Source organism: Dactylosporangium sp. NPDC000555 (assembly GCF_040300025.1).
Lineage (GTDB): Bacteria > Actinomycetota > Actinomycetes > Mycobacteriales > Micromonosporaceae > Dactylosporangium.
This window is the reverse complement of the sequence record NZ_JBEPDB010000003.1, coordinates 41510-66381: the sequence shown is the minus strand read 5'-3', so window position 1 is coordinate 66381 and position 24872 is coordinate 41510. Positions and strand designations below refer to the sequence as shown.

General features: G+C 71.4%; 28 protein-coding genes and 1 pseudogene. 14 read left to right on the top strand and 15 right to left on the bottom strand.

Annotated elements, in window-relative coordinates:
- From ABT297_RS03665 to ABT297_RS03650, 4 genes are all read right to left on the bottom strand, one after another.
- A complete protein-coding gene (locus tag ABT297_RS03665) occupies positions 1-1017 on the bottom strand; it encodes an inorganic phosphate transporter (RefSeq protein ID WP_350544637.1) in 1017 nt (338 codons plus the stop codon).
- 2 nt (positions 1018-1019) lie between these two features.
- On the bottom strand, positions 1020-1646 hold the full coding sequence (locus ABT297_RS03660) for a DUF47 domain-containing protein (protein WP_350544255.1): 627 nt from the start codon (positions 1644-1646) through the stop codon (positions 1020-1022).
- A 105-nt stretch (positions 1647-1751) separates the two neighbouring features.
- Entirely contained in the window at positions 1752-2753 is a 1002-nt protein-coding gene (locus ABT297_RS03655; protein ID WP_350544253.1) for a PI-PLC domain-containing protein, read from the bottom strand.
- Positions 2754-2843: 90 nt separating this feature from the next.
- On the bottom strand, positions 2844-3344 hold the full coding sequence (locus tag ABT297_RS03650; protein ID WP_350544251.1) for a DUF402 domain-containing protein: 501 nt from the start codon (positions 3342-3344) through the stop codon (positions 2844-2846).
- A 177-nt stretch (positions 3345-3521) separates the two neighbouring features.
- Between ABT297_RS03650 and ABT297_RS03645 the strand changes: the two genes are divergently transcribed.
- Entirely contained in the window at positions 3522-5492 is a 1971-nt protein-coding gene (locus tag ABT297_RS03645; RefSeq protein ID WP_350544634.1) for an ATP-dependent DNA helicase, read from the top strand.
- Here the strand turns inward: ABT297_RS03645 and ABT297_RS03640 are convergent.
- Entirely contained in the window at positions 5469-5795 is a 327-nt protein-coding gene (locus tag ABT297_RS03640) for a hypothetical protein (protein ID WP_350544249.1), read from the bottom strand. The genes ABT297_RS03645 and ABT297_RS03640 overlap by 24 nt on opposite strands.
- A gap of 385 nt (positions 5796-6180) precedes the next feature.
- Here ABT297_RS03640 and ABT297_RS03635 point away from each other — a divergent pair, with 385 nt between their 5' ends.
- From ABT297_RS03635 to ABT297_RS03625, 3 genes are read left to right on the top strand one after another with little or no spacing between them, the layout of a single operon-like run.
- Entirely contained in the window at positions 6181-6843 is a 663-nt protein-coding gene (locus ABT297_RS03635) for a response regulator (protein WP_350544247.1), read from the top strand.
- Between the two features lie 11 nt (positions 6844-6854).
- Complete coding sequence (locus tag ABT297_RS03630; RefSeq protein ID WP_350544245.1) at positions 6855-7655, top strand: EI24 domain-containing protein; 801 nt, start codon at positions 6855-6857, stop codon at positions 7653-7655.
- Positions 7630-8142, top strand: coding sequence for an O-acetyl-ADP-ribose deacetylase (locus tag ABT297_RS03625; RefSeq protein ID WP_350544243.1), 513 nt, complete (start codon positions 7630-7632; stop codon positions 8140-8142). The genes ABT297_RS03630 and ABT297_RS03625 overlap by 26 nt, the downstream gene beginning before the upstream one ends.
- Here the strand turns inward: ABT297_RS03625 and ABT297_RS03620 are convergent, their stop codons facing one another.
- Positions 8143-8901: a maleylpyruvate isomerase family mycothiol-dependent enzyme gene (locus ABT297_RS03620; RefSeq protein WP_350544241.1), complete on the bottom strand. Its 759-nt coding sequence runs from the start codon at positions 8899-8901 to the stop codon at positions 8143-8145.
- A 51-nt stretch (positions 8902-8952) separates the two neighbouring features.
- Between ABT297_RS03620 and ABT297_RS03615 the strand changes: the two genes are divergently transcribed.
- Positions 8953-9972, top strand: a complete 1020-nt coding sequence (locus ABT297_RS03615; RefSeq protein ID WP_350544631.1) for a UDP-N-acetylmuramate dehydrogenase — start codon at positions 8953-8955, stop codon at positions 9970-9972.
- Here ABT297_RS03615 and ABT297_RS03610 read toward each other — a convergent pair.
- Positions 9969-10721: a class I SAM-dependent methyltransferase gene (locus tag ABT297_RS03610; protein ID WP_350544239.1), complete on the bottom strand. Its 753-nt coding sequence runs from the start codon at positions 10719-10721 to the stop codon at positions 9969-9971. The genes ABT297_RS03615 and ABT297_RS03610 overlap by 4 nt on opposite strands.
- 8 nt (positions 10722-10729) lie before the next feature.
- Entirely contained in the window at positions 10730-11497 is a 768-nt protein-coding gene (locus tag ABT297_RS03605; protein WP_350544237.1) for an SDR family oxidoreductase, read from the bottom strand.
- A 125-nt stretch (positions 11498-11622) separates the two neighbouring features.
- Here ABT297_RS03605 and mshA point away from each other — a divergent pair, with 125 nt between their 5' ends.
- The gene (gene mshA / locus ABT297_RS03600) at positions 11623-12924 is read left to right on the top strand and encodes a D-inositol-3-phosphate glycosyltransferase (RefSeq protein ID WP_350544235.1); all 1302 of its coding nucleotides are present in this window, start codon (positions 11623-11625) and stop codon (positions 12922-12924) included.
- The gene (locus ABT297_RS03595; protein WP_350544233.1) at positions 12921-13418 is read left to right on the top strand and encodes a type III secretion system chaperone family protein; all 498 of its coding nucleotides are present in this window, start codon (positions 12921-12923) and stop codon (positions 13416-13418) included. Before mshA ends, ABT297_RS03595 begins: the two co-directional genes overlap by 4 nt.
- A gap of 483 nt (positions 13419-13901) precedes the next feature.
- Here ABT297_RS03595 and ABT297_RS03590 read toward each other — a convergent pair whose 3' ends face one another.
- Entirely contained in the window at positions 13902-14225 is a 324-nt protein-coding gene (locus tag ABT297_RS03590; RefSeq protein ID WP_350544231.1) for an STAS domain-containing protein, read from the bottom strand.
- Positions 14226-14269: 44 nt separating this feature from the next.
- Complete coding sequence (locus tag ABT297_RS03585; RefSeq protein WP_350544229.1) at positions 14270-15505, bottom strand: MDR family MFS transporter; 1236 nt, start codon at positions 15503-15505, stop codon at positions 14270-14272.
- A 183-nt stretch (positions 15506-15688) separates the two neighbouring features.
- Here ABT297_RS03585 and ABT297_RS03580 point away from each other — a divergent pair, with 183 nt between their 5' ends.
- Entirely contained in the window at positions 15689-16441 is a 753-nt protein-coding gene (locus tag ABT297_RS03580; RefSeq protein WP_350544227.1) for a phosphoglyceromutase, read from the top strand.
- Between the two features lie 60 nt (positions 16442-16501).
- Here ABT297_RS03580 and phoU read toward each other — a convergent pair whose 3' ends face one another.
- Positions 16502-17158 carry a phosphate signaling complex protein PhoU gene (gene phoU, locus ABT297_RS03575; protein ID WP_350544225.1) on the bottom strand — a complete coding sequence of 219 codons (657 nt, stop codon included), beginning with the start codon at positions 17156-17158 and terminating at the stop codon, positions 16502-16504.
- A gap of 182 nt (positions 17159-17340) precedes the next feature.
- On the opposite strand from phoU, the pseudogene ABT297_RS03570 reads away from it, so the two are divergent.
- A pseudogene (locus ABT297_RS03570) lies at positions 17341-18405 on the top strand (sensor histidine kinase); the annotation flags it as partial.
- 77 nt (positions 18406-18482) lie between these two features.
- A complete protein-coding gene (locus ABT297_RS03565; protein ID WP_345123903.1) occupies positions 18483-19166 on the top strand; it encodes a winged helix-turn-helix domain-containing protein in 684 nt (227 codons plus the stop codon).
- A 10-nt stretch (positions 19167-19176) separates the two neighbouring features.
- On the opposite strand, the gene ABT297_RS03560 is transcribed toward ABT297_RS03565, so the two are convergent.
- Entirely contained in the window at positions 19177-19815 is a 639-nt protein-coding gene (locus ABT297_RS03560) for a PilZ domain-containing protein (protein ID WP_350544221.1), read from the bottom strand.
- Between the two features lie 80 nt (positions 19816-19895).
- On the opposite strand from ABT297_RS03560, the gene ABT297_RS03555 reads away from it, so the two are divergent.
- Positions 19896-20117 (top strand): hypothetical protein, encoded by a 222-nt coding sequence (locus tag ABT297_RS03555; protein ID WP_350544219.1) that lies wholly within the window; start codon positions 19896-19898, stop codon positions 20115-20117.
- Here ABT297_RS03555 and ABT297_RS03550 read toward each other — a convergent pair.
- Complete coding sequence (locus tag ABT297_RS03550; RefSeq protein ID WP_350544217.1) at positions 20088-20912, bottom strand: DUF3109 family protein; 825 nt, start codon at positions 20910-20912, stop codon at positions 20088-20090. The genes ABT297_RS03555 and ABT297_RS03550 overlap by 30 nt on opposite strands.
- Before the next feature lie 62 nt (positions 20913-20974).
- On the opposite strand from ABT297_RS03550, the gene ABT297_RS03545 reads away from it, so the two are divergent.
- Both ABT297_RS03545 and ABT297_RS03540 read left to right on the top strand, forming a co-directional pair.
- A complete protein-coding gene (locus ABT297_RS03545; RefSeq protein ID WP_350544215.1) occupies positions 20975-21904 on the top strand; it encodes a Ppx/GppA phosphatase family protein in 930 nt (309 codons plus the stop codon).
- A 40-nt stretch (positions 21905-21944) separates the two neighbouring features.
- Complete coding sequence (locus ABT297_RS03540) at positions 21945-22748, top strand: sugar phosphate isomerase/epimerase family protein (RefSeq protein ID WP_350544213.1); 804 nt, start codon at positions 21945-21947, stop codon at positions 22746-22748.
- A 79-nt stretch (positions 22749-22827) separates the two neighbouring features.
- Here the strand turns inward: ABT297_RS03540 and ABT297_RS03535 are convergent, their stop codons facing one another.
- Both ABT297_RS03535 and ABT297_RS03530 read right to left on the bottom strand, forming a co-directional pair.
- Complete coding sequence (locus ABT297_RS03535) at positions 22828-23028, bottom strand: cold-shock protein (RefSeq protein WP_350544211.1); 201 nt, start codon at positions 23026-23028, stop codon at positions 22828-22830.
- Positions 23029-23213: 185 nt separating this feature from the next.
- A complete protein-coding gene (locus tag ABT297_RS03530; RefSeq protein WP_350544209.1) occupies positions 23214-23801 on the bottom strand; it encodes a CGNR zinc finger domain-containing protein in 588 nt (195 codons plus the stop codon).
- Between the two features lie 78 nt (positions 23802-23879).
- Here ABT297_RS03530 and ABT297_RS03525 point away from each other — a divergent pair, with 78 nt between their 5' ends.
- Positions 23880-24800 (top strand): proline dehydrogenase family protein, encoded by a 921-nt coding sequence (locus ABT297_RS03525; protein WP_350544207.1) that lies wholly within the window; start codon positions 23880-23882, stop codon positions 24798-24800.
- Positions 24801-24872: the final 72 nt, after the last annotated feature.

The following is a 24872-nucleotide window of genomic DNA, read 5'->3' as shown; positions in this document are numbered from 1 at the left end:
TCAGGAGAACAGCGGGCGGGCCGGCAGGTAGATCAGCATCGCGATCAGGGCGGCGCCGGGGAAGGTCAGCACCCATGCGATGAGGATGTTGCCGGCCACCTGCCAGCGCACCGCGGAGAGCCGCTTCGTCGCGCCGACGCCCATGATGGCCGAGGTGATGCTGTGCGTGGTCGAGATCGGCAGGCCGAGCTGCGAGGTGGTGAACAGCACGCCCGCGGCGACCGTCTCGGCGGCGAAGCCCTGCGGCGGGTCGAGGTCGATCACCTTGCGGCCCAGGGTGCGGATGATGCGCCAGCCGCCGGAGTACGTGCCCAGGGCCAGCACCGTGGAGCAGGCCAGGAACACCCACTCGGGGATGTCGGTCTTGGTGCTCTGGTAGCCGCCGACGAACAGCGCCAGCACGATGATGCCCATCGTCTTCGCGGCGTCCTGCATGCCGTGGCCGACCGCCATCGCCGCGGCGGAGACGGTCTGCGCCCGGCGGAAGCCGCGGCTGAGCCGCCGCGGGTTGCCGCGCCGGAACGTCCACATGACGGCCACCATCAACAGCCCGCCCAGGACGAAACCGACCAGCGGCGAGGCGATCATCGGTACGATGACCTTGTCCAGGATGCCGGTCCACAGCACCTTGGCGTCCGTGCCGAACCACGCGGCGCACAGCGACGCGCCGACGAGGCCGCCGAAGAGCGCGTGCGAGGAAGACGAGGGCAGCCCGAAGTACCACGTGATCAGGTTCCAGGCGATGCCGCCGACGACGCCCGCGAAGACGATGCCGAGCCCGATCATGCCGGTCGGCGGGTCGATGATCCCGCCGCCGACCGTCTTGGCGACGTGGCCGCCGAGGTGGGCGCCGACGAAGTTGCCGACCGCCGCCATGAGGAGCCCGGTCCGGGGACTGAGCGCGCGGGTGGAGACCGAGGTGGCGATGGCGTTCGCGGCGTCGTGGAAACCGTTGGTGTAGTCGAAGACCAGCGCCACGATGATGACGGCGAGGACCGCGACGAACTCTGCGCTGATGGCTACGACTCCTTGACCACGATGGTCTCGACCGTGTTCGCCACGTGCTCGAACGCGTCGCAGGCCGCCTCGAGTTCGTCGACGACCTCCTTCATCTTCAGGACGGTCAGCGCGTCGTACTCCCCGGAGAACAGCCGCACGAGCGCCATCCGGTAGGCGCTGTCGCCCTCGTTCTCGAGGCGGTTGCACTCCACCCAGTACGGCTCGAGGTCCTTCATCGACTTGAGCCGGGGCATCGCGTCGGCGGTGAGCCGGGACTGCTGGTCGAGCACCTTGACGATCTCGTGGATCTCGCGGGGCAGCGACGGCAGTTTGGTGAGGCCGTACAGGTAGAGCAGGCTGCCGACCGCCTCCAGGTGGTCCATCACGTCGTCCAGCAGCGAGCCGAGGCGGTAGATGTCCTCGCGGTCGAAGGGCGTTATGAAGCTGGAGTTGATCTTCTTGTAGAGCTCGTGCGTGATCGCGTCGCTGTCGTGCTCGACCTCGACCAGCCGCTCGCTCACCGACTGCACGTCGGCGCCCGGCACGGCCAGCTCCGAGAGCAGGTCGGTGCCCTTGACGAGGTTCTGCGCCGCGCGGCTGAAGAGCTCGTAGAACGAATCGTCACTAGGACGCAGCCTGAACCGCACAGTCGACCTCGAAACGTCAAGAAGGGGTGCCGGGGACTCTCGACCGAGAATGCTAAGACCCTGCACATCGCTTTGCCGCACCGCGGTCCTATGCCTACCTGCGGTTCATTCCGTGTTCACTTGTGGTTCATGTAATGCCGGGAGCCCTTTTCGGTGCATACCAGGTGCATATCGGACGGGTGTCGCGCGGTGCTTGTAGGTGCGCCGGACAGGGCGGCGCAGGAACCGGGCGAGCGCACCTCGGTGCCGGCTGCCGATCACGTCGACCTCCGCGGCGCGCAGCTCGCGCCAGAAGGCGTTACGCACGCGCCGTGGCCCCTCCGGCACGTCGGCGAAGCGGACCCGCCGCCCGCCGGCGTGCGCGGCGCGCACCAGCGACCGCACGATGTGCCGCGCCTCGGCCGGGAACTCGGGCCACTCCTCGCGGGCGTCCCAGCCGATCCGGGCGGCGAGCGGCTCGGTGACCATCGGCGCCACGCTGGCCGGCAGGCCGCCGGGCTCGAGGTCGCTGAAGCGACCCTCCAGGAAGGCGTACCGCTCGTAGGCGCCCAGCAGATCGGCGCGCGACCAGTGCGGCCCGGTGAGCACGACGGTGATCGGGCCCGGGACGACCCGCCCGCCGAGGAACGTGGTCAGGATCGGCGCGTGCGGGCGCAGCAGGCGGTCGAGCGTCTCGTACTCCCGGCCGGTCGCGCGCACCACGCCGGTCTCCGGGTCCGGGTCCGGCTCGGCCCGCACCATGAGCAGGAACGGCTCCGCCCGGCGGGGATGCACGCGGCCCAGCGGGTTGCCGGCGACCCGCGCGGCCAGCGGCGTGAGCACCGCCTGGTCGAACGTCGGTGCCGGCTCGCCGGGCGGCATCGCGCAGGTCAGCCGCAGCGTCTGGAATGTGGTGTCGGCGTCGATCCGCACGCCGACCTCGACCCCCGCGTAGCCGGCGCGGGCCGCGACGGCGGCCGGGTCCACGGGTCCGTCGAGCGCCACGAACAGGCCGTTGGCGAGGTATGGGCGACCCCGGCGGAGGCGGGCCGCGGCGATCGCGGCGAGCGCCCCGCTGGTCGCCAGGCCGACGAGTCCGGCGGCGACGGTCGCCAGGGCGTTGTCCATGGGAAAAATGGTACTTAACGCGCATTTCGCGCGCTGGCCGAATCGGCCGTGTGCGCGACGCGTTTTCCGGGCAGCCTCGACCCGGAGAAGTCAGGCGACCTGCTGTAGCCACGGGTGGTACGCCGAACCGAACGGCTCCCGCCGGTCGCCGACGGCCGACAGCAGCCAGTCGGCGCTGGCCTGCGCCTGCGCGATGACGTCGGCCGGGTAGGCGTATCTGACCTGGTGCACCGCAAAATCGTCCTCGTCGAGCAGCTCGACCGCGCCGCCGCGGCGCCGGCGCACGTCGAGGTCCAGGTCGATCGCCGTGACCTCGGTCTCGCTCGGCCAGTGCGGCACGGTCGTGATGTCGCAGTAGATCTCGGTGCGGTGCGGCACGGCGTTGAAGCACGCCGTCCACCACGCCTGCCGCGGGAAGAGCAGCACGTGGGGCGCCTCGACCGGACCCGTCCGGACGGTTCCGCGGTGCACGGGGGTGCCGACCGGGGCGCCCAGCCAGATCCCGTGCTCGTCCTCGCCGAGCAGGTCGGTCTCGTAGTTCCAGTGCGGGGAGCCGTCGAACTTGCGGTACATCACGCGAACGCGCTTCATCGGCTCACCGTACCGATTCGTGGTGTGGCCGCCGGAATCTGTCGTACGCAGGGGGTAGCGTGCTCGGACGTGACAGCCTCCCCTCAGACCCGCCGCGCCCGACCGGAAGTGACCGACGTCCTCGCCGCAGCCGTCGGCGCCGTGCCGGAGGGCGCCGAGCGCCCCGGCCAGCAGACGATGGCGCGGGCGATCTCGGACGCGGCGGAGAAGGGGGAGCACCTGCTGGTCCAGGCGGGCACCGGCACCGGCAAGTCGCTGGCATATCTTGTGCCGTCGCTGCTCGTCGAGGGGCCGGTGGTGGTCTCCACCGCGACGCTGGCGCTGCAGTCCCAGCTCGTCGACCACGACCTGCCCCGCCTCGCCGACGCGGTCGAGCCGCTACTGGGCCGCCGGCCGACCTTCGCGGTGCTCAAGGGCCGCCATCACTACGTCTGCCTGGCCCGGCTGGAGGGCACCTCGGCGGAGGAGCCCGACGACGGGCTGTTCGACATCGGGGAGACCAAACCGACCAAATGGCTCGGCGAAGCCGGCCGGCTCGGCAAGCAGATCGACCGGCTGCGCGACTGGGCGATGGAGACCGAGACCGGCGACCGCGACGAGCTCGACCCCGGCGTCGACGACTCGGCCTGGAGGCTGGTGTCGATGCCGGCCCGCGAGTGCGTCGGCGCGCAGCGCTGCCCGTATGGCGCCGAGTGCTTCGCCGAGGCCAGCCGTGCCCGGGCCCGCGAGGCCGACATCGTGGTCACCAACCACAGCCTGCTCGCCGTCGACATGCTCACCGGCCGGCAGATCATCCCGCCGCACGAGCTGCTCGTCGTCGACGAGGCCCACGAGCTCGCCGACCGGGTCAGCTCCGCGTCGCAGGCCGAGCTGACCCCGGAGCTGCTGGAGCGGGCCGCCCGGCGGTGCCGGCCGTATGTCGACGACGAGGTCGCAGACCGGCTCATGGAGGCCGGCGACGTGCTCACCGTCGCGCTCGCCGAGATGCCCGCCGGCCGGGTCGTGGGCGCCCTGCCCGACGTGCTCGCCGAGGCCCTGACCCTGCTCGACGCGGGCGGGCGCAAGACCATCGAGACGATCGGCGAGGTCCGGGCCGACGACGCCGACCCGGTCCGCAAGCAGCAGGCGCGCACCATGGTCGCCGACCTGACGAAGATCGCCCAGCGGATGATCGCCAACGCCGAGCACGACGTCGCCTGGATCGAGCGCGACGACCGCGGCCGGCGCGCCGTCGTCATCGCCCCGCTCTCCGTCGCCGGCACGCTGAGCACCAACCTGTTCAGCGAGCGCACGGTCGTGGCGACCTCGGCGACCCTGGCCCTCGGCGGCCAGTTCGACAGCGTGGCCCGCTCGCTCGGTCTGCCCGCCACGGTCGGGCAACCGGACCCGACCGGCAAGGGGGCCGCGGCGACGCCGGCCGAGGAGGCGCGCGAGGCGGTCGTGCGGGCCGACGAGGCGCGCGACACGGCCGGTCTCGCGTGGAGCTCGCTGGACGTCGGCTCGCCGTTCGACTACGCGCGGCAGGGCATCCTGTATGTCGCGGCACACCTGCCGAAGCCGCAGACGTCGGGCCTGTCCGAGGCCGCCGCCAACGAGATGGTCGAGCTCGTGCAGGCACTCGGTGGGAGGGCGCTCGGCCTCTTCTCCTCGCGCAAGGCCGCCGAGCGCGCCGCCGAGGTGCTGCGCGCCCGCACGCCCGGCATCACGATCCTGCTGCAGGGCGAGGAGTCGCTGCCGATCCTGGTCCGCAAGTTCCGCCAGGACCGTAACAGCTGCCTGCTCGGGGTCATGTCGCTGTGGCAGGGCGTCGACGTGCCCGGCGACGCGTGCCAGCTCGTCATCATCGACCGGCTGCCGTTCCCGCGCCCCGACGAGCCGCTGTCCGCGGCCCGCTCCGATGCCGTCCAGGCGGCCGGCGGCTCCGGCTTCGCCGCGGTGAGCGTGCCGATCGCCGCCGTGCGGCTGGCCCAGGGCGTGGGCCGGCTGATCCGGTCCCGCGGCGACAAGGGCGTGGTCGCGGTCCTCGACTCGCGCCTGGAGCACGCCACGAGCTATGGGCCGTTCCTGCGCAAGTCGCTGCCCCCGTTTTGGTATACCACCAAGCCCGAGGTCGTCCGCGGCGCGCTACACCGCCTCGCCGCGTCGTAGCTTCCTCGGCAGCGTCACGATCATGCCGAGCAGGAGCAGGCCGCACGCGACCTGTTCGAGCTTGAGCCAGAGCGGGAACGGGCCCGGCAGCGCGACGATGACCACGATGGCGACCACCATCACGATCGCGACGATCCGCAGCCGCCGCACGTCTCCCCGGGCCGCGAAGACGTTCGTGAGGGCCGCGCTGGCCACGACGATCGAGCCGCGGATCCACACCGCGGCGTTGACCACGTCCGGATGGTGGCGCAGCGCGACGATGACGGCGAGCGTGACGGGGCTGAGGCCGAGGTCCCGAGTCATAGTCCGGCTGTCCTATCAGCCGGCGGCGGTACGGTTGGTCGTCGAGGACTTCGGCGCCCCCGCCGCACCGCCCGAGCCCGGTGCCGGCTAGCGCCTGTTTCATAGCTGAGGCGGGGCTGCGGCGGGCCCAGATTCCGCCTGGCGGCGTTCCACGGAAGCCCGGTTACAACACCGGTAGCCTGGCTCCCGCGGGCCACCACCAGACGGAATCTGGACTCCGCCTCGCTCCCACCCCAGCTTTGAAACAGGCGCTACGGCCTGACCGGCATGTGCGAGCGGGCGGAGCTGCTCGGCGGCGCGCTGACGGCGGCGCCGACGGAGACCGGCTTCCGCGTGGAACTGGAGATCCCGGCATGACACACGATCCGCGGGTAGGCAGCGTGTCGTGAGCATCCGAGTGCTCGTGGCCGATGACCAGCGGGTCGTGCGGGAGGGACTCGCGCTTGTCCTCGGCCTGCTGCCGGACGTCGAAGTGGTCGGCACGGTGGCGGATGGTGTCGAGGCCGTGGCGATGGCCGAGCGGCTGCGGCCCGACATCGTGCTCATGGACCTGCGCATGCCGCGCTGCGACGGGGTCGAGGCGACCCGGCTGCTGCGCGAGCGGCAGCCGGAGGTCCGCGTGGTCGTCCTCACCACGTACTCCGACGACCGCTCGGTGCTCGACGCGCTCCGCGCCGGCGCCCGAGGCTACCTCACCAAGGAGGCCGGCGGCGACGAGATCAGCGCGGCGCTGCGGCGCGTCCTCGACGACGGTGCCGCCATCGATCCGGCCGTGCAGCACCGCGTGCTCAACGCGCTCGCCCGGCCCGAGCCGCCGCCTTGGGAGCGGCTGACCCCGCGCGAGGCCGAGGTGCTGGGGCTCGTGGCCGAGGGGTTGTCCAACAAGGAGATCGCGCACCGGCTGTACATCAGCGAGGGCACGGTGAAGAGCCACCTCAACCACCTGCTCGCCAAGATCGACGCGCGCGACCGGGCCCAGGCGATCGCGTACGCGTATCGCAACGGCCTGGCGTCCCCGTTCGGTGGCGACGGCGGGTCTCTCGCGTAGGCTGCCTTGCCGTGGGACAGGTGAAATCGGCGGGGTCCGAGTTCCTGACCGGGCTGCGGCTGCTGGGGCGGGGCTTCGCGCGGTACGGGCGCAGTCCCAGGCTGCTGCTGCTCGGCGCGATCCCGGCCGTCATCACGTGCGCGCTGTTCGCCGTCGGGTGGGTGTTCCTGCTCGGCTACATCGATGAGATCGCGTCGGCGGTGACGTGGTTCGCCGACGACTGGCCCGCCGGGTGGCGCAGGCTCGTCGAGTTCGGCGCCGGGGCCGGCATCCTCGTGGTGGCCGCGCTGATCTCGGTGCTCACGTTCACGGCGATCACGCTGCTCATCGGCGACCCGTTCTACGAGGCCATCTCCGAAAAGATCGAGGACGGGCTGGGCGGGACGCCCGGGGTTGTGGACCTGCCGTGGTATCGCACGCTCTGGCCCAGCATCGTGGACTCCGTGCGGCTGATCGCGGTCGGCATCGCGCTGGCGATCCCGCTGTTCCTGCTCGGGTTCGTGCCGATCGTCGGGCAGACCGTCGTGCCGGTGCTCAACGCGATCGTCGGCGGTTGGCTCATCGCTCTGGAGCTGACCGGCATCCCGTTCAACCGCCGGGGCCTGCGCCTGAGCGACCGGCGCAAGATCCTGCGCGGCCACCGCCCGCTGGCGCTCGGCTTCGGCATTCCGGTCTTCCTGGTGCTGCTGGTGCCGGTGGTGGCGATCATCGTGGTGCCGGCCGCGGTCATCGGCGCCACGTTGCTGACCCGCCGGGTGCTCGGCCTGAGCATCGAGGAGCCGGCGAGTGCGCCTCACACTGTTGCGCGGTGACATCACCCAGCAACGCGTCGACGCGATCGTCAACGCCGCGAACTCCACCCTGCTCGGCGGCGGGGGCGTGGACGGCGCGATCCACCACCGCGGCGGCCCGGCGATCCTGGCCGAGTGCCGCGCGTTGCGCGAGACCATGTACCCGAAGGGCCTCCCCGCCGGCCACGCCGTCGCCACGACCGCGGGCGACCTGCCCGCCCGCTGGGTCATCCACACCGTCGGACCGGTCTACCGCACCGACGAGGACCGGGCGCCGACGCTGCGCGCGTGCTACGCCAACTCGCTGCGCCTCGCCGCGGAGCTGGGCGCCGAGTCGATCGCGTTTCCGCTGATCTCGTCGGGCGCGTTCGCCTGGCCGGTGGACGACGCGATCCGCCAGGCCCTCGTCGCCTTCGAGGAAGCGCGATTTCCGGGAGTCGTACTCCTCGTGCTCTTCGACGAGCAGACGCGCCGCCGCGCCGCGCGCATCCAGCAGGCGCGCGGGTGATCAGGCGAGCAGGCCGCGCAGGAGCGTGGCGTCGCCGCTGACCAGGAGCGTGTCGAACGGGACGCGGCCCCACAGCGCCAGGGCCAGGTCGCTGGCCGAGCCGCTGGCGGTGGCGCGCTCGTGGTGGTCGTCGGAGTCGAGCAGCGTGTCGGTGTCGAGCAGGGCGATGCCGGCGCCACGCAGCCGGACATACCACACCTGATCGACGTCCGTCGCGTGCAGCGCGATCATGCCGGCCCGGTCGGCGGGGCCGCCGCGCCGGCCGGAGGGCAGCCAGGTGTCGAGCACCTCGGTGACGTTGTCGCTGGCCAGCCGCGCCTCGATCGGTCCGGCGAGGCCGCCGGCCATCTGGGCGTCCCAGCGGTGGATCGCCGTCTCGTGCGCCATGCGGCGGTGCCAGAAGGACGCCTTCTTCGCCTGGGGCGCGAAGTTCCAGGCGGGCAGCTCCGGCTCAACGGCGTCGAGCGTCGCCACGAGCTCGGTGAACGCGTCGGTCCACGCCGTCGCCGCGTCGACCCCCTCCGGCAGCGGGTCGGTGCGCCGGGGCTCGGGCTGGTCGAGCAGCCCACGGGCGACGTGGCCGGTGACGTACGAATACACCAGGCTCAAATGCCACGCGAGATCGCCGACGCTCCAGCCCGGACAACTCGGCACGGGCGCGTCGAGCGGCGTGCCGCTGTTGAGGACGGCGCGAAACGCGTCGCCGTCCGCGCGAAGGGAGGCCAGCCAAATGTCCTTGGTGAGCTGAGGCTTGCTCATAGGCAACAAGATTAGGGCACCGCTTAGTCTGGTGCGGTGCCCGAACCCGCCATGCTCGCCGCGTTCACGACCCTGCGCCTCGGCGGCCCGGCCGGTCGCCTGATCGAGGCCACCACCGAGGCCGAGACCCTCGCGGCCCTGCGCTACGGGGGCGACCAGCTGATCCTTGCCGGCGGCAGCAACGTCGTCGTCGCCGACGAGGGCTTTCCCGGCACCGTCGTCCTGCTGCGCGAGCGCGGGATGCGCGTCGAGATTCACGACGGAGTGGTAACCTTGACGGTGGCCGCCGGTCACCTGTGGGACGACGTCGTCGCCACTGCGGTGTCGAACGGGTGGTCCGGCATCGAGTCGCTGTCGGGCATTCCGGGCTCGGCCGGCGCCACCCCGATCCAGAACGTCGGCGCCTACGGCCAGGAGGTCGCCGAGACCATCGCCGAGGTCCGCGCCTACGACCGCGAGCGCGACGAGATCGTCACCCTGCCGGCCGCGGCGTGCGGGTTCGCTTACCGCACGAGCGTCTTCAAGCACAACGCCCGGTTCGTGGTGCTGGCGGTGACGTTCCGGCTGACCCTGTCCGGGCGCTCGACCCCGATCGCCTACGCCGAACTGGCCCGCGCGCTCGGGGTGGAGCAGGGCGCGACGGCGCCGCTCGAGGAGGTGCGGTCGGCGGTGCTGAAGCTTCGCGCCGGCAAGGGCATGGTCCTCGACCCGGCGGACCCGGACACGTACTCGGTCGGCTCCTTCTTCACCAACCCGGTCGTCCCGGCCGCGGACTTCGAGCGGGTGCGCGAGCTGGCGGCCGGGTTCGGCACCCCGCCGTCGTGGCCCACGGGCGACGCGGTGAAGCTCAGCGCGGCGTGGCTCATCGAGCGGGCCGGCTTCGCCAAGGGCCACGGCGACCCGGCGCGCGGGGTGGCGCTGTCCGGCAAGCACACCCTGGCCCTGACCAACCGCGGCACCGGCACGACGGCGGCCCTGCTGGACCTGGCCCGCGAGATCCGCACGGGCGTGTCGGCGCGCTTCGGCGTCGAGCTGCACCCGGAGCCGGTCCTCGTGAACTGCGGGCTCTAACTGACCGGGGCGACGGCCGGGTAGGGCACCGTGATCTCGCCCAGTCGCCAGCGTGACGGGCGGTCGAGCACCGGCCAGCCCGCCTCCCGGGCCGACTCCACCGCGCGGCGCCAGCGCTGGCGCGGGCCGAAGACGGACAGCGGCGCCGCCGCCCGCCAGCCGGCGTCCAGCGCGGACAGCAGGGCGTGGATCCGCTCCCCGGGGACATTGTGGTGGATCAGGCACTTCGGGAGGCGTTCGGCGAGCGTGCCCGGATTGTCCAAGTTGGCGAGGCGGCTCGCCAGGGTCAGGGTCCGCGGGCCGGCGGGGGAGACCAGCACCCACGCGGCCAGCCGGCCCAGCTCGTCGCAGGTGCCCTCGACCAGCAGGGCGCCCGTCGCGGTCATCGCCGCCCAGGCCGCGGGCACATCGGCCTCGTCGTACTGGCGCAGCACGTTGAACGCGCGCACCAGCGTCGGGCGCAGGCCGGCCAGCTCGAAGCCGCCGAGGCGGAACTGCAGGTCCGGCGTGGCGTACGGCTGCGCGGCCGCCACGCGTTCGGGGTCGATCTCCAGGCCGACGACCGGGACGCCCAGGCGCGCCCGCAGCTCGATCGCGGTGATCGGCGAGGCACCGTAGCCGAGGTCGACCACGAGCGGGTCCGGCGCCCGGCGGAGCACCCCGCCGAGCGTCGCGGCGATCCAGTTGTCGACCCGGCGCAGGCGGTTCGGGTTCGTGGTACCGCGCGTGATGGCCCCGACCGGTCTCATGGCAGCCCTCAGCGGACCCGGTGCACCTTGTGCTGCGCGGCCTGAGCCAGCGGGCGGACCACGAGCCGGTCGATGTTGACGTGGTGAGGCCGCGTCGCCGTCCAGGCGATGCAGTCGGCGATGTCCTCGGCGACGAGCGGCTCGGCGACGCCCGCGTATACCGCCGCGGCCTTCTCCGCGTCGCCCTCGAAGCGCTTGAGGGCGAACTCGTCGGTCTTGACCATGCCGGGGTCGATCTCGACGACCCGGATCGGGCGGCCGTTGAGCTCCAGGCGCAGCGTCTCGGCGACCGCGGTCTGGGCATGCTTGGCCGCCGTGTATCCGCCGCCGCCCTCGTAGACGACCAGGCCCGCGGTCGAGCTCACCACGACGACCGTGGCCCGGCCGGAGTGCTCGAGCAGCGGCAGCAGGGCCTTGGTGACCCGGACCGTGCCGAGCACGTTGACGTCGAACATCCACTGCCAGTCTGACAGATCGGCGCTCTCCACCGTTTCCGCGCCGATGGCCCCGCCCGCGTTGTTGACCAGCAGTTCGACGATGCCGTTACGTTCGGCGGCCAGTTGGGCTACGGTGCCGGCGAGGGCGGCGACCGACGCGTCGGAGGTCACGTCGGCGACGACGGCGGTCGCGGAGGCGAGGGTGCCCACCAGGTCCTTGAGCCGGTCCTCGCGGCGAGCGACGGCGACCACGTGGAAGCCTTCGACGTCGAGGCGGCGGGCGGTCGCGGCCCCGATGCCGCTGGAGGCGCCGGTGACCACGGCGATTCGAGTAGACATGTGGCCATCCTGCACGAAGTTGCCCGGAACGCAGTGACCAACGCAACGGTGGGTAGACGCCCACCCACGGGGGAACATGGATGGTTGGGAAGATGTAACCACCCGGCAAAAGACAGGAGCACGACGTGGCGCGGGTCGACTCGCTGCACGGCCACACCCCGCAGTCCCGCCGTTCCCTCCCCAGACGCGTCGCGACGCTGTCGGTGCACACCTCGCCGCTGGACCAGCCGGGCACCGGCGACGCCGGCGGGATGAACGTGTACATCGTCGAGGTGGCCGAGCGGCTGGCTCGGGCCGGCGTCGAGGTCGAGATCTTCACCCGTGCGACCACCAGCGAGCTGCCTCCCGTCGTGGAGATGGCCCCCGGGGTCCTGGTGCGTCACATCATCGCCGGGCCGTTCGAGGGGCTGGCGAAGGAGGACCTACCGGCGCAGCTGTGCGCGTTCACCGGCGGCGTGCTGCGCGCCGAGGCCGCCCGGCCCTACGGCTGGTACGACCTGGTCCACTCGCACTACTGGCTCTCCGGGCAGGTCGGCTGGCTCGCGAAGGACCGCTGGGGCGTGCCGCTGGTGCACACCGCGCACACCCTGGCCAAGGTCAAGAACCAGCTCCTCGCTGACGGGGACAAGCCCGAGCCGATAGCCCGCGTGATCGGCGAGGAGCAGGTGGTGGCCGCCGCCGACGGCCTGGTCGCCAACACGCCGGCCGAGGCCGACGACCTGATCGAGCTGTACTCCGCCGACCCGCGCAAGGTGTCCGTCGTCCCGCCGGGCGTGGACCTCGAGCGGTTCGCGCCCCGGCCGCACGGCAAGCTCGCCGCCCGGGAACACTTCGGCCTGCCTGCCGACGCGCACATCGTCGCGTTCGCGGGGCGCATCCAGCCGCTCAAGGCGCCCGACATCCTGCTGCGCGCCGCCGCCGAGCTGCGCGCCCGCGACCCGAAGCTGCTCGTGGTGATCTGCGGCGGGCCCAGCGGCTCGGGTCTGGACCGGCCCACCGCCCTCATGGACCTCGCCCGCGACCTGGGCATCGCCGACATCGTGCGCTTCCTGCCGCCCCAGCCGCGCGAGGCGCTCGCCGACCTGTTCCGCGCGGTGGACGTCGTCGCGGTGCCCAGCTTCAACGAGTCGTTCGGGCTGGTCGCGATCGAGGCGCAGGCGTGCGGCACGCCGGTCGTCGCGGCGACCGTCGGCGGGCTGGTGACCGCGGTCCGCGACGGCGTGTCGGGGCTGCTGGTCGGCTCGCACCGGCCGGCGGACTGGGCGGCCGTGCTCGGGCCGCTGCTGGCCGAGCCGGCCCGGCGGGCGGCGCTGTCGCTCGGCGCGGTGCGGCACGCCCGGGAGTTCTCGTGGGCGCACACGGCGAGCGGCCTGCTGGCCGCCTACCGCGACGCGCTGGAGTTCCACCGGGAGGCGGTCGCGGCATGACGGACAGGTCCGAGGTCTGCGCGCTCATCGAGCGCGTCGCGACCGAGCGCGAGGTCGCCTGGGACCGCACCGGCGAGCACTCGTACGTCGTGACGCTGCCGGGCACCCACAAGCAGAAGACCAACTGCAACCTCATCGTCGGCGACCACGCGCTGCGCGTCGAGGCCTTCGTCATGCGCCACCCCGACGAGAACCGCGAGGCCCTGTGGGAGTGGCTGCTGCAGCGCAACGCCCGCATGTACGGGGTCGCGTTCAGCGTCGACGCCAACGGTGACGTCTACCTGGTGGGAAGGCTGTCTCTGCACGCCGTGACCGAGGAGGAGCTCGACCGGCTGCTCGGCGCGGTGCTCACGTATGCCGACGAGAGCTTCGACCCGATGCTGGAGATCGGCTTCGGCTCGGCGATCCGCCGCGAGTGGGAGTGGCGCGTCAAGCGCGGCGAACCGCTGGACAATCTTCGGGCCTTCACGGACTTCGTGAATAGACCCGCTTAGCGTCTGGTATCCCGGCCCGCCGCCCGAGTCCGCGACGGTCACGGAGGAGACCGGGCACAAGAATGGTTACGGCATCGACAACGAAGCGCAAACAGCTCGCGTCTTCGTGCGCCGAGACAGATAGACACCCATGCTGAGCTGTGGCTGAGCTTCCAGTATTTCGATTGATTTCGATTATTTCAATTGTGTGAGCGAGCCGACAGTGCGTTTACTTGTCGCTCGATTCGGCCGCCGCGTACCGTCGACTTCGGATCCGACGATTCCTGAAGTTGGGGAGCGGCGGGGGTGTTCCGGGCCGAAAGGCCCGCTCGCGGTGACGTGTCCGGGCGGGGCGTGTCATCGCCAACCGGCGGCATGCGCGGTCTTCGGATCGCAGCAGGGCGGGTGCCGTGGACTGGGGGTGCACGTCACCCGCTGCCGCCGGTGTGGGGCCGAAATTCAAGGCCGGCGATCTTCTTTTCTTTCGTATGCGACGCGTGCGGCTCAGGCGTGTGGCAGCGCGAACACGTCCAGCAGGCCGGTGAGCTCGAGCTGGGCATAGGCGAGCGGGCGCGGGTTGCGCAGCCGCAGCGTGCAACCCGCACCATTCGCGAGCTTCCAGCAACTCACCAGGGCGCCGATGCCCGCCGAGTCCAGCAGCGTCACCTCATGCAGGTCCAGGACCAGGGCGTCGGGGCGGAAGGCGGGGAGCACGGCGCGAACGGCCTCGGTCACCTGCTCCCGAGTGGCGAGGTCCAGTTCGCCGGCGAGCCGGATGACGACCGTATCCGGCGGCGTAGGCTCCAGGGTCGCGGACAAGCCGTCCAACTCCCGCCTCCTCCCGTCCGGCACCTCCTGCAGGAAGGGGCGCATTACCCGGCGACGGGCACCGCAAACCTTTCCGCCTCCAGTTGCTCCGCCACCCGGCGCTCGCGCGCGGGCTGGATCAACAGGTGGCCGGCCGCGGCCACCAGGCCGAGGGCGCCGCAGACGATCCAGTGCCAGTCGCCGAGGTACTGCAGGCTCACCCCGCCGGCCGCGGGTGCGATGAAGCTCGCCGCCGGGAAGGTCAGGTAGAACACGCTCTGGTACCGCCCGCGCAGCTCCGCCGGGGACAGCTCCGCGATGACGGCGGCGTTCGGCGGGGCGGCGATCATCGCGCCGATGGTCCACACGGTCGCCGCGGCGAGGTAGCCGAGCACGCTGTCGGCGAGGGCGACCGCGGCGAAGCCCAGGCCGAGCAAGACATTGGAGACGGTGAGCGCGGTGCCCTTGCGCCAGCGGCCGATCAACCGTGGCACGAACAGCTGGCCGATGACGATGAGCAGCGCGGCGTAGCCGACGACCGCCCCGTAGACCGACGACCCTAGCCCGTCGCCGGTGATCGCCAGCGGCAGGATCGTCGAGGACTGCGTGGACAGGATCGCCGCCAGCAGCGACAGCCCGACGAAGAGCATGTACGCCCGGTCGGTCAGCGCCGTGCGCAGGCCGCCCGAGGGCTTCTGCGCGATCCGCTGGGCCGGCCGGACCGGTCGGGTCTCGCGTACCTTCCACAGGATCAGCAGCGACGTCGCCAGCGTGGCGGTCGCGTCCACGGCGAACAGCAGCGTGAAGCTCACCTCGGCGAGCGCCCCGGCCAGCACCGACGCGATCGCCATGCCCAGGTTGAAGGCCCAGAACTGCAGGTTGAAGGCGCGGCTACGGTCGTCGGCCGGGGTCACGTCGACGATGGCGGCGACGAAGGCCGGGCCGGGCATCGAGTGCATGACGCCGAGCAGCGCGGCCAGCACGGCGATGGCCGGGATGGGCTGGGCGAACGCGAGGCCCACGAGCACGGCCACGGCGCCGAAGTGGGCGAGCAGCAGCGTCGGGCGGCGGCCCCACCGGTCGGCCATCACGCCGCCGAGCAGCACGCCCGCGATGCCGCCGATGCCGTACGCGCCGACCACCAGGCCGGCGACGGGCAGGGTCAGGTGGCGGGCGGAAGTGAGGTACAGCGAGAGGACCAGCGCGACGAAGCCGCCGATGCGGTTGATCAGCATGCCGGTCCAGAGATACCAGTAGAGCCCTGGGAGCCCGCCCATCGTGGACCGGTACCAGTTGCGCACGCGTCAGCTCCCCGTTTAGTTAACGCTCCTTACAGTGTTTCGCATCATTACACCCGGAGCCGTGTGATGTCGAAGGAATTCGGTGCGGGAGGATGAGGACATGAGCGGTCCGCAGCGAAGCGGAGGGGGCCGCTCATCATCGGCGCAGTCTGGCTCAGGCGGCCGGAGCGAAGCGGAGGACGAATGAGCGAAGTCGGGACACTGGTGCTCTTGCGGCACGGTGAGAGCGAGTGGAACGCCAAGAACCTGTTCACCGGCTGGGTCGACGTGGACCTCAGCGCCCAGGGAGAGGCCGAGGCCCGTCGGGGCGGCGAGCTGATCCGTGAGTCCGGTCTCCTGCCGGATGTGGTGCACACGTCAGTGCTGCGCCGTGCCATCCGCACCAGCGAGATCGCCCTGCACACCGCCGACCGGCACTGGATTCCCGTCCAGCGCAGCTGGCGGCTCAACGAGCGGCACTACGGCGCCCTGCAGGGCAAGAACAAGAAGCAGACGCTGGAGGAGTTCGGCGAGGAGCAGTTCATGCTCTGGCGCCGCTCGTACGACACGCCTCCGCCGCCCATCGCCGACGACGACGAGTGGTCGCAGGCGGGCGACCCGCGCTACGCCACGCTGCCGCCGGAGCTGCGGCCGAAGACCGAGTGCCTGAAGGACGTCGTCGCACGGATGCTGCCGTACTGGTACGACCGGATCGTGCCGCAGCTGTTCGACGGCAAGACGGTGCTGGTCGCGGCCCACGGCAACTCGCTGCGCGCGCTCGTGAAGCACCTCGACGGCATCTCCGACGAGGCGATCGCCAAGCTCAACATCCCGACGGGCATCCCGCTGCGCTACGACCTGGACGCCTCGCTCAAGCCGATCACGGCCGGCGGCACGTACCTGGACCCGGAGGCGGCCAAGGAGGCCGCCGCGGCGGTGGCCAACCAGGGCCGGTAGGGCTTTCCGCACGACGAAGGCACGACAAAGGGGAGGGGCCGCGGCCCCTCCCCTTTGTGCTCACTGCTCGCGGCCGTCCAGGTTCTCGCCGGTGACGAGGAACACCACGTGCCGACCGGCGTTGACGGCGTGGTCGGCGTACCGCTCGTAGAAGCGCCCGAGCAGCGCCGAGTCGACGGCGGCCTCGGTGTCCTCGGTCCACTTCGGCCCGAACATGATCTCGAACAGGTCCTTGTGCAGCTTGTCCATCGCGTCGTCGTCGCGATCGAGCTGGCCGGCGGCGACCACGTCGAGGTTGGAGATGGCGCTGGAGATCTTGCCGGCGATGCGGTCGGCGACCGTGCCCATCTGCTCGAACGTCTCGACCAGCGGCTCCGGCACGGCCCGCGCCGGGTGGCGGCGCAGCGCGGTCTTCGCGACATGGTCGGCCAGGTCGCCCATCCGCTCCAGGTCGGCTGCCAGGTGCAGGGCGGTCAGCACGACCCGCAGGTCGGAGGCGACCGGGGCCTGGCGGGCGCACAGGTCGTACACCTTGTCCTCGACCAACCGGTAGAGCGCGTTGACCTCGGCGTCGCGGGCGATGACCTCTTCCGCGTCCGTCTGGTCGGCGTTGAGCAGGGCATTGGTCGCGCGGTTCATGGCCGAGCGCACCGCGTCGGCCATCCACACCAGCAGCTTGTTGACCTGCAGCAGGTCGGCCCGATATTCGTCGCGCATAGTGCTCCCATCGTTTTGCACGTCACCGTAGGGCCCGAAGCCGGACGGGCCGATGAACAGCGTCCGCCAGCAGGGTGAACACTGGACGTCGTGAGCCCGATTCGTGCCTCTGTGCGCGCTGGATGCGGTAAGGCGTCTCCTACCATCGGAGCGTGGATTGGAAGTTCCGGCAGTCGAAGGCGGGCGGTCCGGCGATGACCGACGTCCTCGACGCGCTGCAGGTCGGGGTCCTCGTGCTCGACGAGGCCGACAGACCCGTGCTCGTCAACGCGGCGGCGCGCGACATGGGCCTCGTTCGCCAGCGCCAGGGCCCCGCCCCCGCCGACGAGGCGCACACGATCGTGCGCACCCTCGCCGGCCAGGTTCGCCGCACGGGCATCACCCGCGTCGTCGAGCTTGACCTGCCCCGCCTCACGCACGGCGAGCCCCTCGGGGTCAACGTCCGCGCGGTCGCGCTCGACGGCGGTCGGGTCGCGATCGAGGCGGCCGACGTCACGGAGGCCCACCGGGTCGCCCGCGTGCGCCGAGACTTCGTCGCCAACGTGAGCCATGAGCTCAAGACTCCCGTCGGCGCGCTGCAGCTGCTCGCCGAGGCGCTGCTCGACGCCACCGACAAGGACCCGGCCGCCGCCATCCGCTTCGCTGAGCGGATCAAGCACGAGTCGTCGCGGCTCGGCCGGCTCGTCTCCGAGCTGCTGGAGCTGTCCCGGCTGCAGGGCGCGGAGCCGCTGCCCGAGCCGGAGCCCGTCGACGTCGACAAGATCGCCGCCGAGGTGCTGGACCGGGCCAAGACCCCCGCCTCGGCCAAGGAGATCGAGCTGAGCTTCCAGGGTACGCGCGGGCTTACCGTCTACGGCAACGAGAACCAGCTCGTGACCGCGGTGATCAACCTGGTGGAGAACGCCATCGCCTACTCGCCGGAGCAGACCACGGTCGCGGTCACCACGAGCGAGGACAATGGCTTCGTGGAGATCGCCGTCACCGACCAGGGCATCGGCATCGAGCCGCGTGACATCGACCGCATCTTCGAGCGGTTCTACCGCGCCGATCGGGCGCGCTCCCGGGCGACCGGCGGCACGGGGCTGGGCCTCGCGATCGTCAAACACATCTCGACCAACCACGGTGGCCGCGTCACGGTGACCAGCACCGTAGGAGTTGGCTCGACGTTCACGTTGCGGCTGCCATCGCGTCCGACGGAGGCCGCGTTGTCGCTACCGCCGTCAGTTGAGATCGGAGGGGTCCCATGATCGTTATGCAGCAGCAATCTCCAGCCCGCGGTTCGCAGCGCCATGGTGCTTCCCGGCAGCTACGAAAGGACAGCACGTTGGCGCGCGTACTCGTGGTCGAGGATGAAGAGTCGATCTCCGACCCGTTGTCGTACATGCTCCGTCGCGAGGGCTTCGAGGTCTCCATCGCGGCGACCGGCACCGAGGCCCTGACGGAGTTCGACCGCACCGGCGCGGACATCGTCCTGCTCGATCTGATGCTGCCCGAGATGTCGGGCACCGAGGTGTGCCGGCAGATGCGGCAGAAGTCCAACGTGCCGATCATCATGATCACCGCACGGGACAGCGAGATCGACAAGGTGGTCGGCCTGGAGATCGGCGCCGACGACTACGTCACCAAGCCGTACTCGCCGCGCGAGCTGGTGGCCCGCATCCGCGCGGTGCTGCGCCGCCAGGTCGACGCCGTCGGCGAGCTGGCCCCGCCGACGCTGTCGGCCGGCCCGGTCCGCATGGACGTCGACCGGCACGTCGTGACCGTCGCCGGCGACGCCGTCCAGCTACCGCTGAAGGAGTTCGAGCTGCTCGAGTTGCTGCTGCGCAACGCCGGCCGGGTGCTGACCCGCGGGCAGCTGATCGACCGCGTCTGGGGTGCCGACTACGTGGGCGACACCAAGACGCTCGACGTGCACGTCAAGCGGCTGCGCTCGAAGATCGAGCCGGAGCCCTCGGCACCGCGGTACATCGTCACCGTGCGCGGCCTGGGCTACAAGTTCGAGCCGTGAGCAGGCCGCCTCAGCCGGCGTTCGCCACCGATTCGCGGTTACGTCTGCGCTCCTCCATCTCGCGGCGCAGGACGTAACCGCGGATCGCGCGTCCCACGAGCTCGCTCGTCTCATATGTGATGATCACGTCGTAGGTGGCGTTCCCGGGATCGCGCCTGACGAACAGGACGGTCCCGCTGAGCGTGATCGTCTCCTGCCCCAGCGACACCCGCAGGTTGACCCGGTCGTCCCGGTCGAAGCGGTCCTCCGTCATCCGGCAGCGGACCCCGCCCTCGGACAGGTCGATGACCCGGCCCGTATAGGTGGTGCCGCCGTGGATGACCTCGACCCACTCGCCGCCTCCGCCGCGCACGTAGTTGCGCCGCGTCTGCAGCCGGATCGAGCCGACCGCCTCCAGCGACCAGCGCGGCGGCTGCTCCCGGCTGAGGGCGGCCAGCCGGACGTCGACGGCCTGCCGGCGGTCACCCGCGACCCACGCCAGTTCCATGGACGCCCCGACCTTGGGCACGTCGGCGGAGGCCACGCCGAACGGCGCGGCCACGGTCAGGCGCTTGCCGCTGGCATCCTCGACCCGGGACTGATAGGCCTCACCGTCCATCAGCACCACGTCGACCAGGGCGTTGATCGCGGGCAGGCTGGGGCTGGTCACGCCCGCACCTTCGGCTCACCCGGGCAAGACTTGAGGAGTCCGGCCGCGCGAGCCGCCCGCCTGCCGTAGCGTTCTTCCCGGTGCGCAGCTTCAACACCGGCCCGGCCGGCATGATCATGGTGGTCGTCGGCCTGTTGCTGGCGGCGAGTTCGGCCTGGACCGCGATCGGCCGGACGGGCTGGGTCAACGCACTGCCGAGCATCCTCATCGGCCTGTCGTTGGCGGCCGTCGGCTACTCCGTGGTGGCCCGGGCGCGCCGGTCCCGCTCCGGCTCAGACGGGCCGGATGGGGATGAGTTTTAGCGCCGCCGTCGTGGCCGGGTGCTGGGCGATCATGTCCTGGGCGGCGCGCGCCGCGCACAGCTCGGCCAGTCGCGCGTACGCCACCTTGCCGATCAGCGCGGTCAGCTCCGGTTCGTACTCCTGGTAGAGCCGCTGCGAGCCGACGTGCGCCTCCGGCGACGAGGTGCACCACCAGTGCAGGTCGTGGCCGCCCTCGCCCCAGCCGCGGCGGTCGAACTCGCCGAGGGTGGAGACCAGCACCTTGGTGCCGTCGGGTCGCTTGCGCCAGTCCTGGTCGCGGCGGACCGGCAGCTGCCAGCAGACGTCCGGCTTGTAGTCCAGCGGGTGCACGCCGTCACGCAGCGCCTGGCCGTGCAGGGCGCAGCCGCCGCCGCCCGGGAAGCCGGGGTCGTTCTGGAAGACACAGCCGCCACCCGGGCGGGTCGCGGTGCGCAGGGCCTGGCTCTTGCCGTCGATGGTGTCCGTTTCGGTGTACCGCTTGAAGCCCCGCCGGTAGTACTGCCAGGTTTCGGGGGTCAGCTTCTTCACGGCGGCGCGCACGCGCTCCTGGTCGTCCTCGTCGGTGAAGAAGGCGCCGTGCGAGCAGCAGCCCTCCTCCTCGCGGCCCTCGATGATGCCGTGGCAACCCCGGCCGTAGACGCACGTCCAGTTGGACAGCAGCCAGGTCAGGTCGGCACGGATGAGGTGGTCGGCGTCCGCCGGGTCGGCGAACTCGATCCATTCCCGCGGAAAGTCGAGGTCGACCTCGAGGCTGCGCGGGTCGTCTGGGTCTTCGACCTCGACGTGGATGTCCATTCGACGAAGCGTACGCCGTCCTGCGCACGGTGCCGAAACCCCACGCGGCTACGGTTACCGGCATGCGGCTCGGCGTGCTCGATGTGGGCTCCAACACGGTCCATCTCCTCCTGGTCGACGCGCACCACGGCGCACACCCCTGGCCGGCCCACTCGCAGAAGGCCGAGCTGCGCCTCGCCGAGCGCATCGGCAAGGACGGCGACCTCAGCAAGGCCGGCGCGGACAGCCTGATCGCCGCGGTCGTGCTGGCCCGCGACGCCGCCGCCAAGCTGGAGACCGACGACCTGCTCGCGTTCGCCACGTCCGCAGTGCGCGACGCGAAGAACTCGGCCCGCGTGCTCAAGCGCGTGCGCGAGGAGACCGGCGTCGACCTGCAGGTGCTCTCCGGCGAGGCCGAGGCCATCATGACGTTTCTGGCCGTGCGTCGCTGGTTCGGCTGGTCGGCCGGCCGGCTGCTCGTGATGGACATCGGCGGCGGGTCCCTGGAGTTGGCGGCGGGCATCGACGAGGAGCCGGACGTGGCGATGTCGGTGCCGCTGGGCGTCGGCCGGCTGACCCGCGAGCGGCTGCACGGCGACCCGCCAACGCCGGCGTCGGTCGATGCGCTGTGGGAGTACGCCGAGGCGGAGGTGGCCAAGATCGCCAAGCGCCTCACGGACAGCGGATGGGATCGCCCGGTCGCCACCTCGAAGACCTTCCGCACCCTGGCGCGCCTGGCCGGGGCCGCGCCCTCGAGCGCCGGTCCGCGGGTGCCGCGGCGGCTCAGCCGTACCGGCCTGCATCAGGTCCTGTCCTTCATCCGGCGGATGCCGTCGGCCGCGCTCGCCGAGATCGACGGCGTCAGCCCGGGCCGGGCACACCAGATCCTGGCCGGCGCCGTCGTGGCCGAGGTGACCATGCGGACCCTCGGCATCGAGGAGGTCCAGATCTGCCCCTGGGCCCTGCGCGAAGGGGTGATTCTTCGCCGGTTGGAAGTGTTGGAGTCGAGTTGATCGACAAGAGACGCTACCTGGATGGGGCTAGCCTGGTGGTGTGAGTCGTCAAGTACCGGTCCTGCTGTCCACGTCCTCCGTCTTTCCCGAGCCCACCGCCGCCGGTTTCGAGCTGGCCGCCGCGCTCGGCTACGACGGCGTCGAGGTCATGGTCTGGGCCGACGCGGTGAGCCAGGACACGGGCGCGCTCGTCGGACTCTCCAAGCACTACGGCGTGCCGGTGCTGTCCGTGCACGCGCCCTGTCTCATGGTCACTCAGCGGGTGTGGAGCCCCGACCCGTGGGAGCGGCTGCGCCGGGCCGCCGAGCTCGCCGACGCCCTCGGCGCGCCGATCGTCGTCGTCCACCCGCCCTTCGCCTGGCAGCGCGAGTATGCACGCACCTTCCAGTCCGGCCTGCTGCGCCTGGGCCGGCAGTTCCCGGGCATCCGCTTCGCGGTGGAGAACATGTTCCCGCTGCGTGGCGCGGGCCGCGAGTTCGTGCCATATGCTCCGGGCTGGGATCCGACGCTGACCGGGTTCGACGCCTACACGCTCGACCTGTCGCACTGCGCCGCGTCCCGGACGGACGCCATCGCGCTGGCCGACACGATGGCCGGCAACCTGGCCCACGTCCACCTGGGCGACGGCACCGGCAAGGGTCGCGACGAACACCTGGTGCCGGGCCGCGGCACGCAGCCGTGCGCCGAACTGCTGGCGTCGCTGGACTCCCGCGGCTTCACCGGCTCGGTGGCGGTCGAGGTGGGGACGCGCCGGGCCGGCAGCCGCGGCGAGCGGGAGGCCGACCTGGCGGAGGCGCTGCGGTTCGCGCGGCAGCACCTGGCCACGCCGTCCCCGGTCGTCTGAGCCCACCGTTCGAGGGGAGAGAGCGCGCGGCCCCGGCCGCGAATGAAGCGCGCGGGCCGGGGCCGCCGAAAGTCGACGATCAGATCTTGCGGACGGACTCGGCCTGGGGGCCCTTGGGACCCTGCTTGATCTCGAATTCGACGCGCTGGTTCTCTTCGAGGCTGCGATAGCCGTCGGAGACGATCGCGGAGAAGTGGACGAAGACGTCGTTGCCGCCGTCGACGCTGATGAAGCCGAAGCCCTTCTCAGCGTTGAACCACTTCACGGTTCCCTGGGCCATGGTGCTGTTTCTCCTTCGTAGGGCGTTGTGATCCGGTGGCTTACCCGGTGTCGGGGGCCTGTCGACCACAGTCGCCGGCCCCGCATCGCCCAACCCCGCGTGTCCGACTTGTCGGACGCGCGGTAAAGCGAACCACATGACGCAAGATACGCCGAACTTACCAGCTCCGGGGTGGTTTCCAGGAGTTATGCGGTGACTACCGCCCGATCGGAGTCACCCACCGGGAGCTGGGCCGCGGCCAGCGCGGCGCCCGTCTCGGCGGCGCGCTTGCGAGCCCGGTGCGCCGCGACGTGCGACCGGGTGGCGCAGCGCTCCGAGCAGAAGCGGCGGCAGCAGTTCGAGGAGGTGTCCAGGTAGACGTTGCCGCAGCGCTCGTCGGCGCAGACGCCGAAGCGCGTGCTGCCGTGCTCGCACAGCCACACGGCCAGGCCCCACGCGGCCCCGGCGAGCAGCTCCGAGCTCACCGAGGAGCCCCGGCCGGTCACGTGCATGTGCCAGTCGTGGGTGTCGTGGCCGGAGATGCGCGGCTGCATCGGGTATGCCTCGAGCAGCGCGTTGAGCTCGGCGACCGCGGCCACGTCCCGGCCGGAGGAGCCGTGCTCGAACACGTCACGGAGTCGTTTGCGGGCGCGCCGGAGGGCGATCAGATCGCGTTCCGTCGCTTCCGCGGTCTGCCAAGTGTCCTCGCCGAAGAGCGCGGTGAGGTCCTGCATGCTTTCGAGCGGCGCGTTGACGATGTCGACGGCGGTCCGCGCATACGCGTCGAAGTCCACCCGACCAAGGTAGTCAAGAAATGCCATAGTGGCGACCAGGCATCACCGGACGCCTGCGGTTCTGTCTACGCTCGGCTCATGCTCAGATCGGTCATCCTCGCCGCCGCCCGCTCGAACAGGGTCGAGCGGCTCGTTGAAACCGCCCCGGTGAGCCGCAGCATCGTGCGTCGTTTCATCGCCGGGGAGCACGCGGACGACGCGCTACAGCGCACCCGCGAACTGGCCGCGGACGGCCTCGCCGTCACGATCGACTACCTGGGGGAGGACACCACCAACCCGCACCAAGCCGAGGCGACCCGGGACGAGTACCTGAAGCTGCTCGAGGCCCTGCACGCCGCCGAGCTGACCCCCGCGGCCGAGGTCAGTGTGAAGCTGTCCGCGCTCGGCCAGGTCTTCGACGAGAAGATCGCGTACGAGCACGCCCGCGCGATCTGCGCCAAGGCCAGCGAGGCGGGCACCACGGTCACCCTGGACGCCGAGGACCACACCACCACCGACTCGACCCTGGAGGTGCTGGCCAGGCTGCGCGGCGAGTTCCCGACCACGGGCGCGGTGCTGCAGTCGTACCTGCGCCGGACCGAGGCCGACTGCCGGGAGCTCGCGGCCGACGGCTCGCGGGTCCGGCTGTGCAAGGGCGCCTACAAGGAGCCCGAGTCGGTGGCGTACCAGAGCCGCCTGGACGTCGACAAGTCGTACGTGCGCTGCCTCAACGTGCTCATGTCCGGCGGCGGATATCCGATGGTCGCCACCCACGACCCCCGCCTGGTGGCCATCGGCGAGGACCGCGCCAAGTGGTTCGAGCGCAGCCCCGACGAGTTCGAGTTCCAGATGCTCTACGGCGTGCGCCCCGACGAGCAGCTGCGCCTTGCCCGGCTGGGTTACACCGTGCGCGTCTACCTGCCGTACGGCACCGAGTGGTACGCGTACATGATGCGCCGCCTCGCGGAGCGCCCGGCGAACGTCGGATTCCTGGCCAGGGCCCTGCGCTCGCGCGCCTGACGAGGCGAAGAGTCAACGGCTCGAAAGCGAAAGGTCAGGACGGAAACGGCCCGTATGGGCGAGGCGGCGGCT

What these genes read in the sequence shown, in the direction of transcription:
- ABT297_RS03535 (WP_350544211.1), bottom strand. Translation starts at nt 23,028, where the DNA reads ATGGCCCAGGGAACCGTGAAGTGGTTCAACGCTGAGAAGGGCTTCGGC.
- ABT297_RS03605 (WP_350544237.1), bottom strand. Translation starts at nt 11,497, where the DNA reads ATGTCTACTCGAATCGCCGTGGTCACCGGCGCCTCCAGCGGCATCGGG.
- ABT297_RS03640 (WP_350544249.1), bottom strand. Translation starts at nt 5,795, where the DNA reads ATGACTCGGGACCTCGGCCTCAGCCCCGTCACGCTCGCCGTCATCGTC.
- ABT297_RS03525 (WP_350544207.1), top strand. Translation starts at nt 23,880, where the DNA reads ATGCTCAGATCGGTCATCCTCGCCGCCGCCCGCTCGAACAGGGTCGAG.
- ABT297_RS03580 (WP_350544227.1), top strand. Translation starts at nt 15,689, where the DNA reads ATGAGCGAAGTCGGGACACTGGTGCTCTTGCGGCACGGTGAGAGCGAG.
- ABT297_RS03610 (WP_350544239.1), bottom strand. Translation starts at nt 10,721, where the DNA reads ATGAGACCGGTCGGGGCCATCACGCGCGGTACCACGAACCCGAACCGC.
- ABT297_RS03615 (WP_350544631.1), top strand. Translation starts at nt 8,953, where the DNA reads ATGCTCGCCGCGTTCACGACCCTGCGCCTCGGCGGCCCGGCCGGTCGC.
- ABT297_RS03545 (WP_350544215.1), top strand. Translation starts at nt 20,975, where the DNA reads ATGCGGCTCGGCGTGCTCGATGTGGGCTCCAACACGGTCCATCTCCTC.
- ABT297_RS03595 (WP_350544233.1), top strand. Translation starts at nt 12,921, where the DNA reads ATGACGGACAGGTCCGAGGTCTGCGCGCTCATCGAGCGCGTCGCGACC.
- phoU (WP_350544225.1), bottom strand. Translation starts at nt 17,158, where the DNA reads ATGCGCGACGAATATCGGGCCGACCTGCTGCAGGTCAACAAGCTGCTG.
- ABT297_RS03655 (WP_350544253.1), bottom strand. Translation starts at nt 2,753, where the DNA reads ATGGACAACGCCCTGGCGACCGTCGCCGCCGGACTCGTCGGCCTGGCG.
- ABT297_RS03550 (WP_350544217.1), bottom strand. Translation starts at nt 20,912, where the DNA reads ATGGACATCCACGTCGAGGTCGAAGACCCAGACGACCCGCGCAGCCTC.
- ABT297_RS03620 (WP_350544241.1), bottom strand. Translation starts at nt 8,901, where the DNA reads ATGAGCAAGCCTCAGCTCACCAAGGACATTTGGCTGGCCTCCCTTCGC.
- ABT297_RS03650 (WP_350544251.1), bottom strand. Translation starts at nt 3,344, where the DNA reads ATGAAGCGCGTTCGCGTGATGTACCGCAAGTTCGACGGCTCCCCGCAC.
- ABT297_RS03645 (WP_350544634.1), top strand. Translation starts at nt 3,522, where the DNA reads ATGGCGCGGGCGATCTCGGACGCGGCGGAGAAGGGGGAGCACCTGCTG.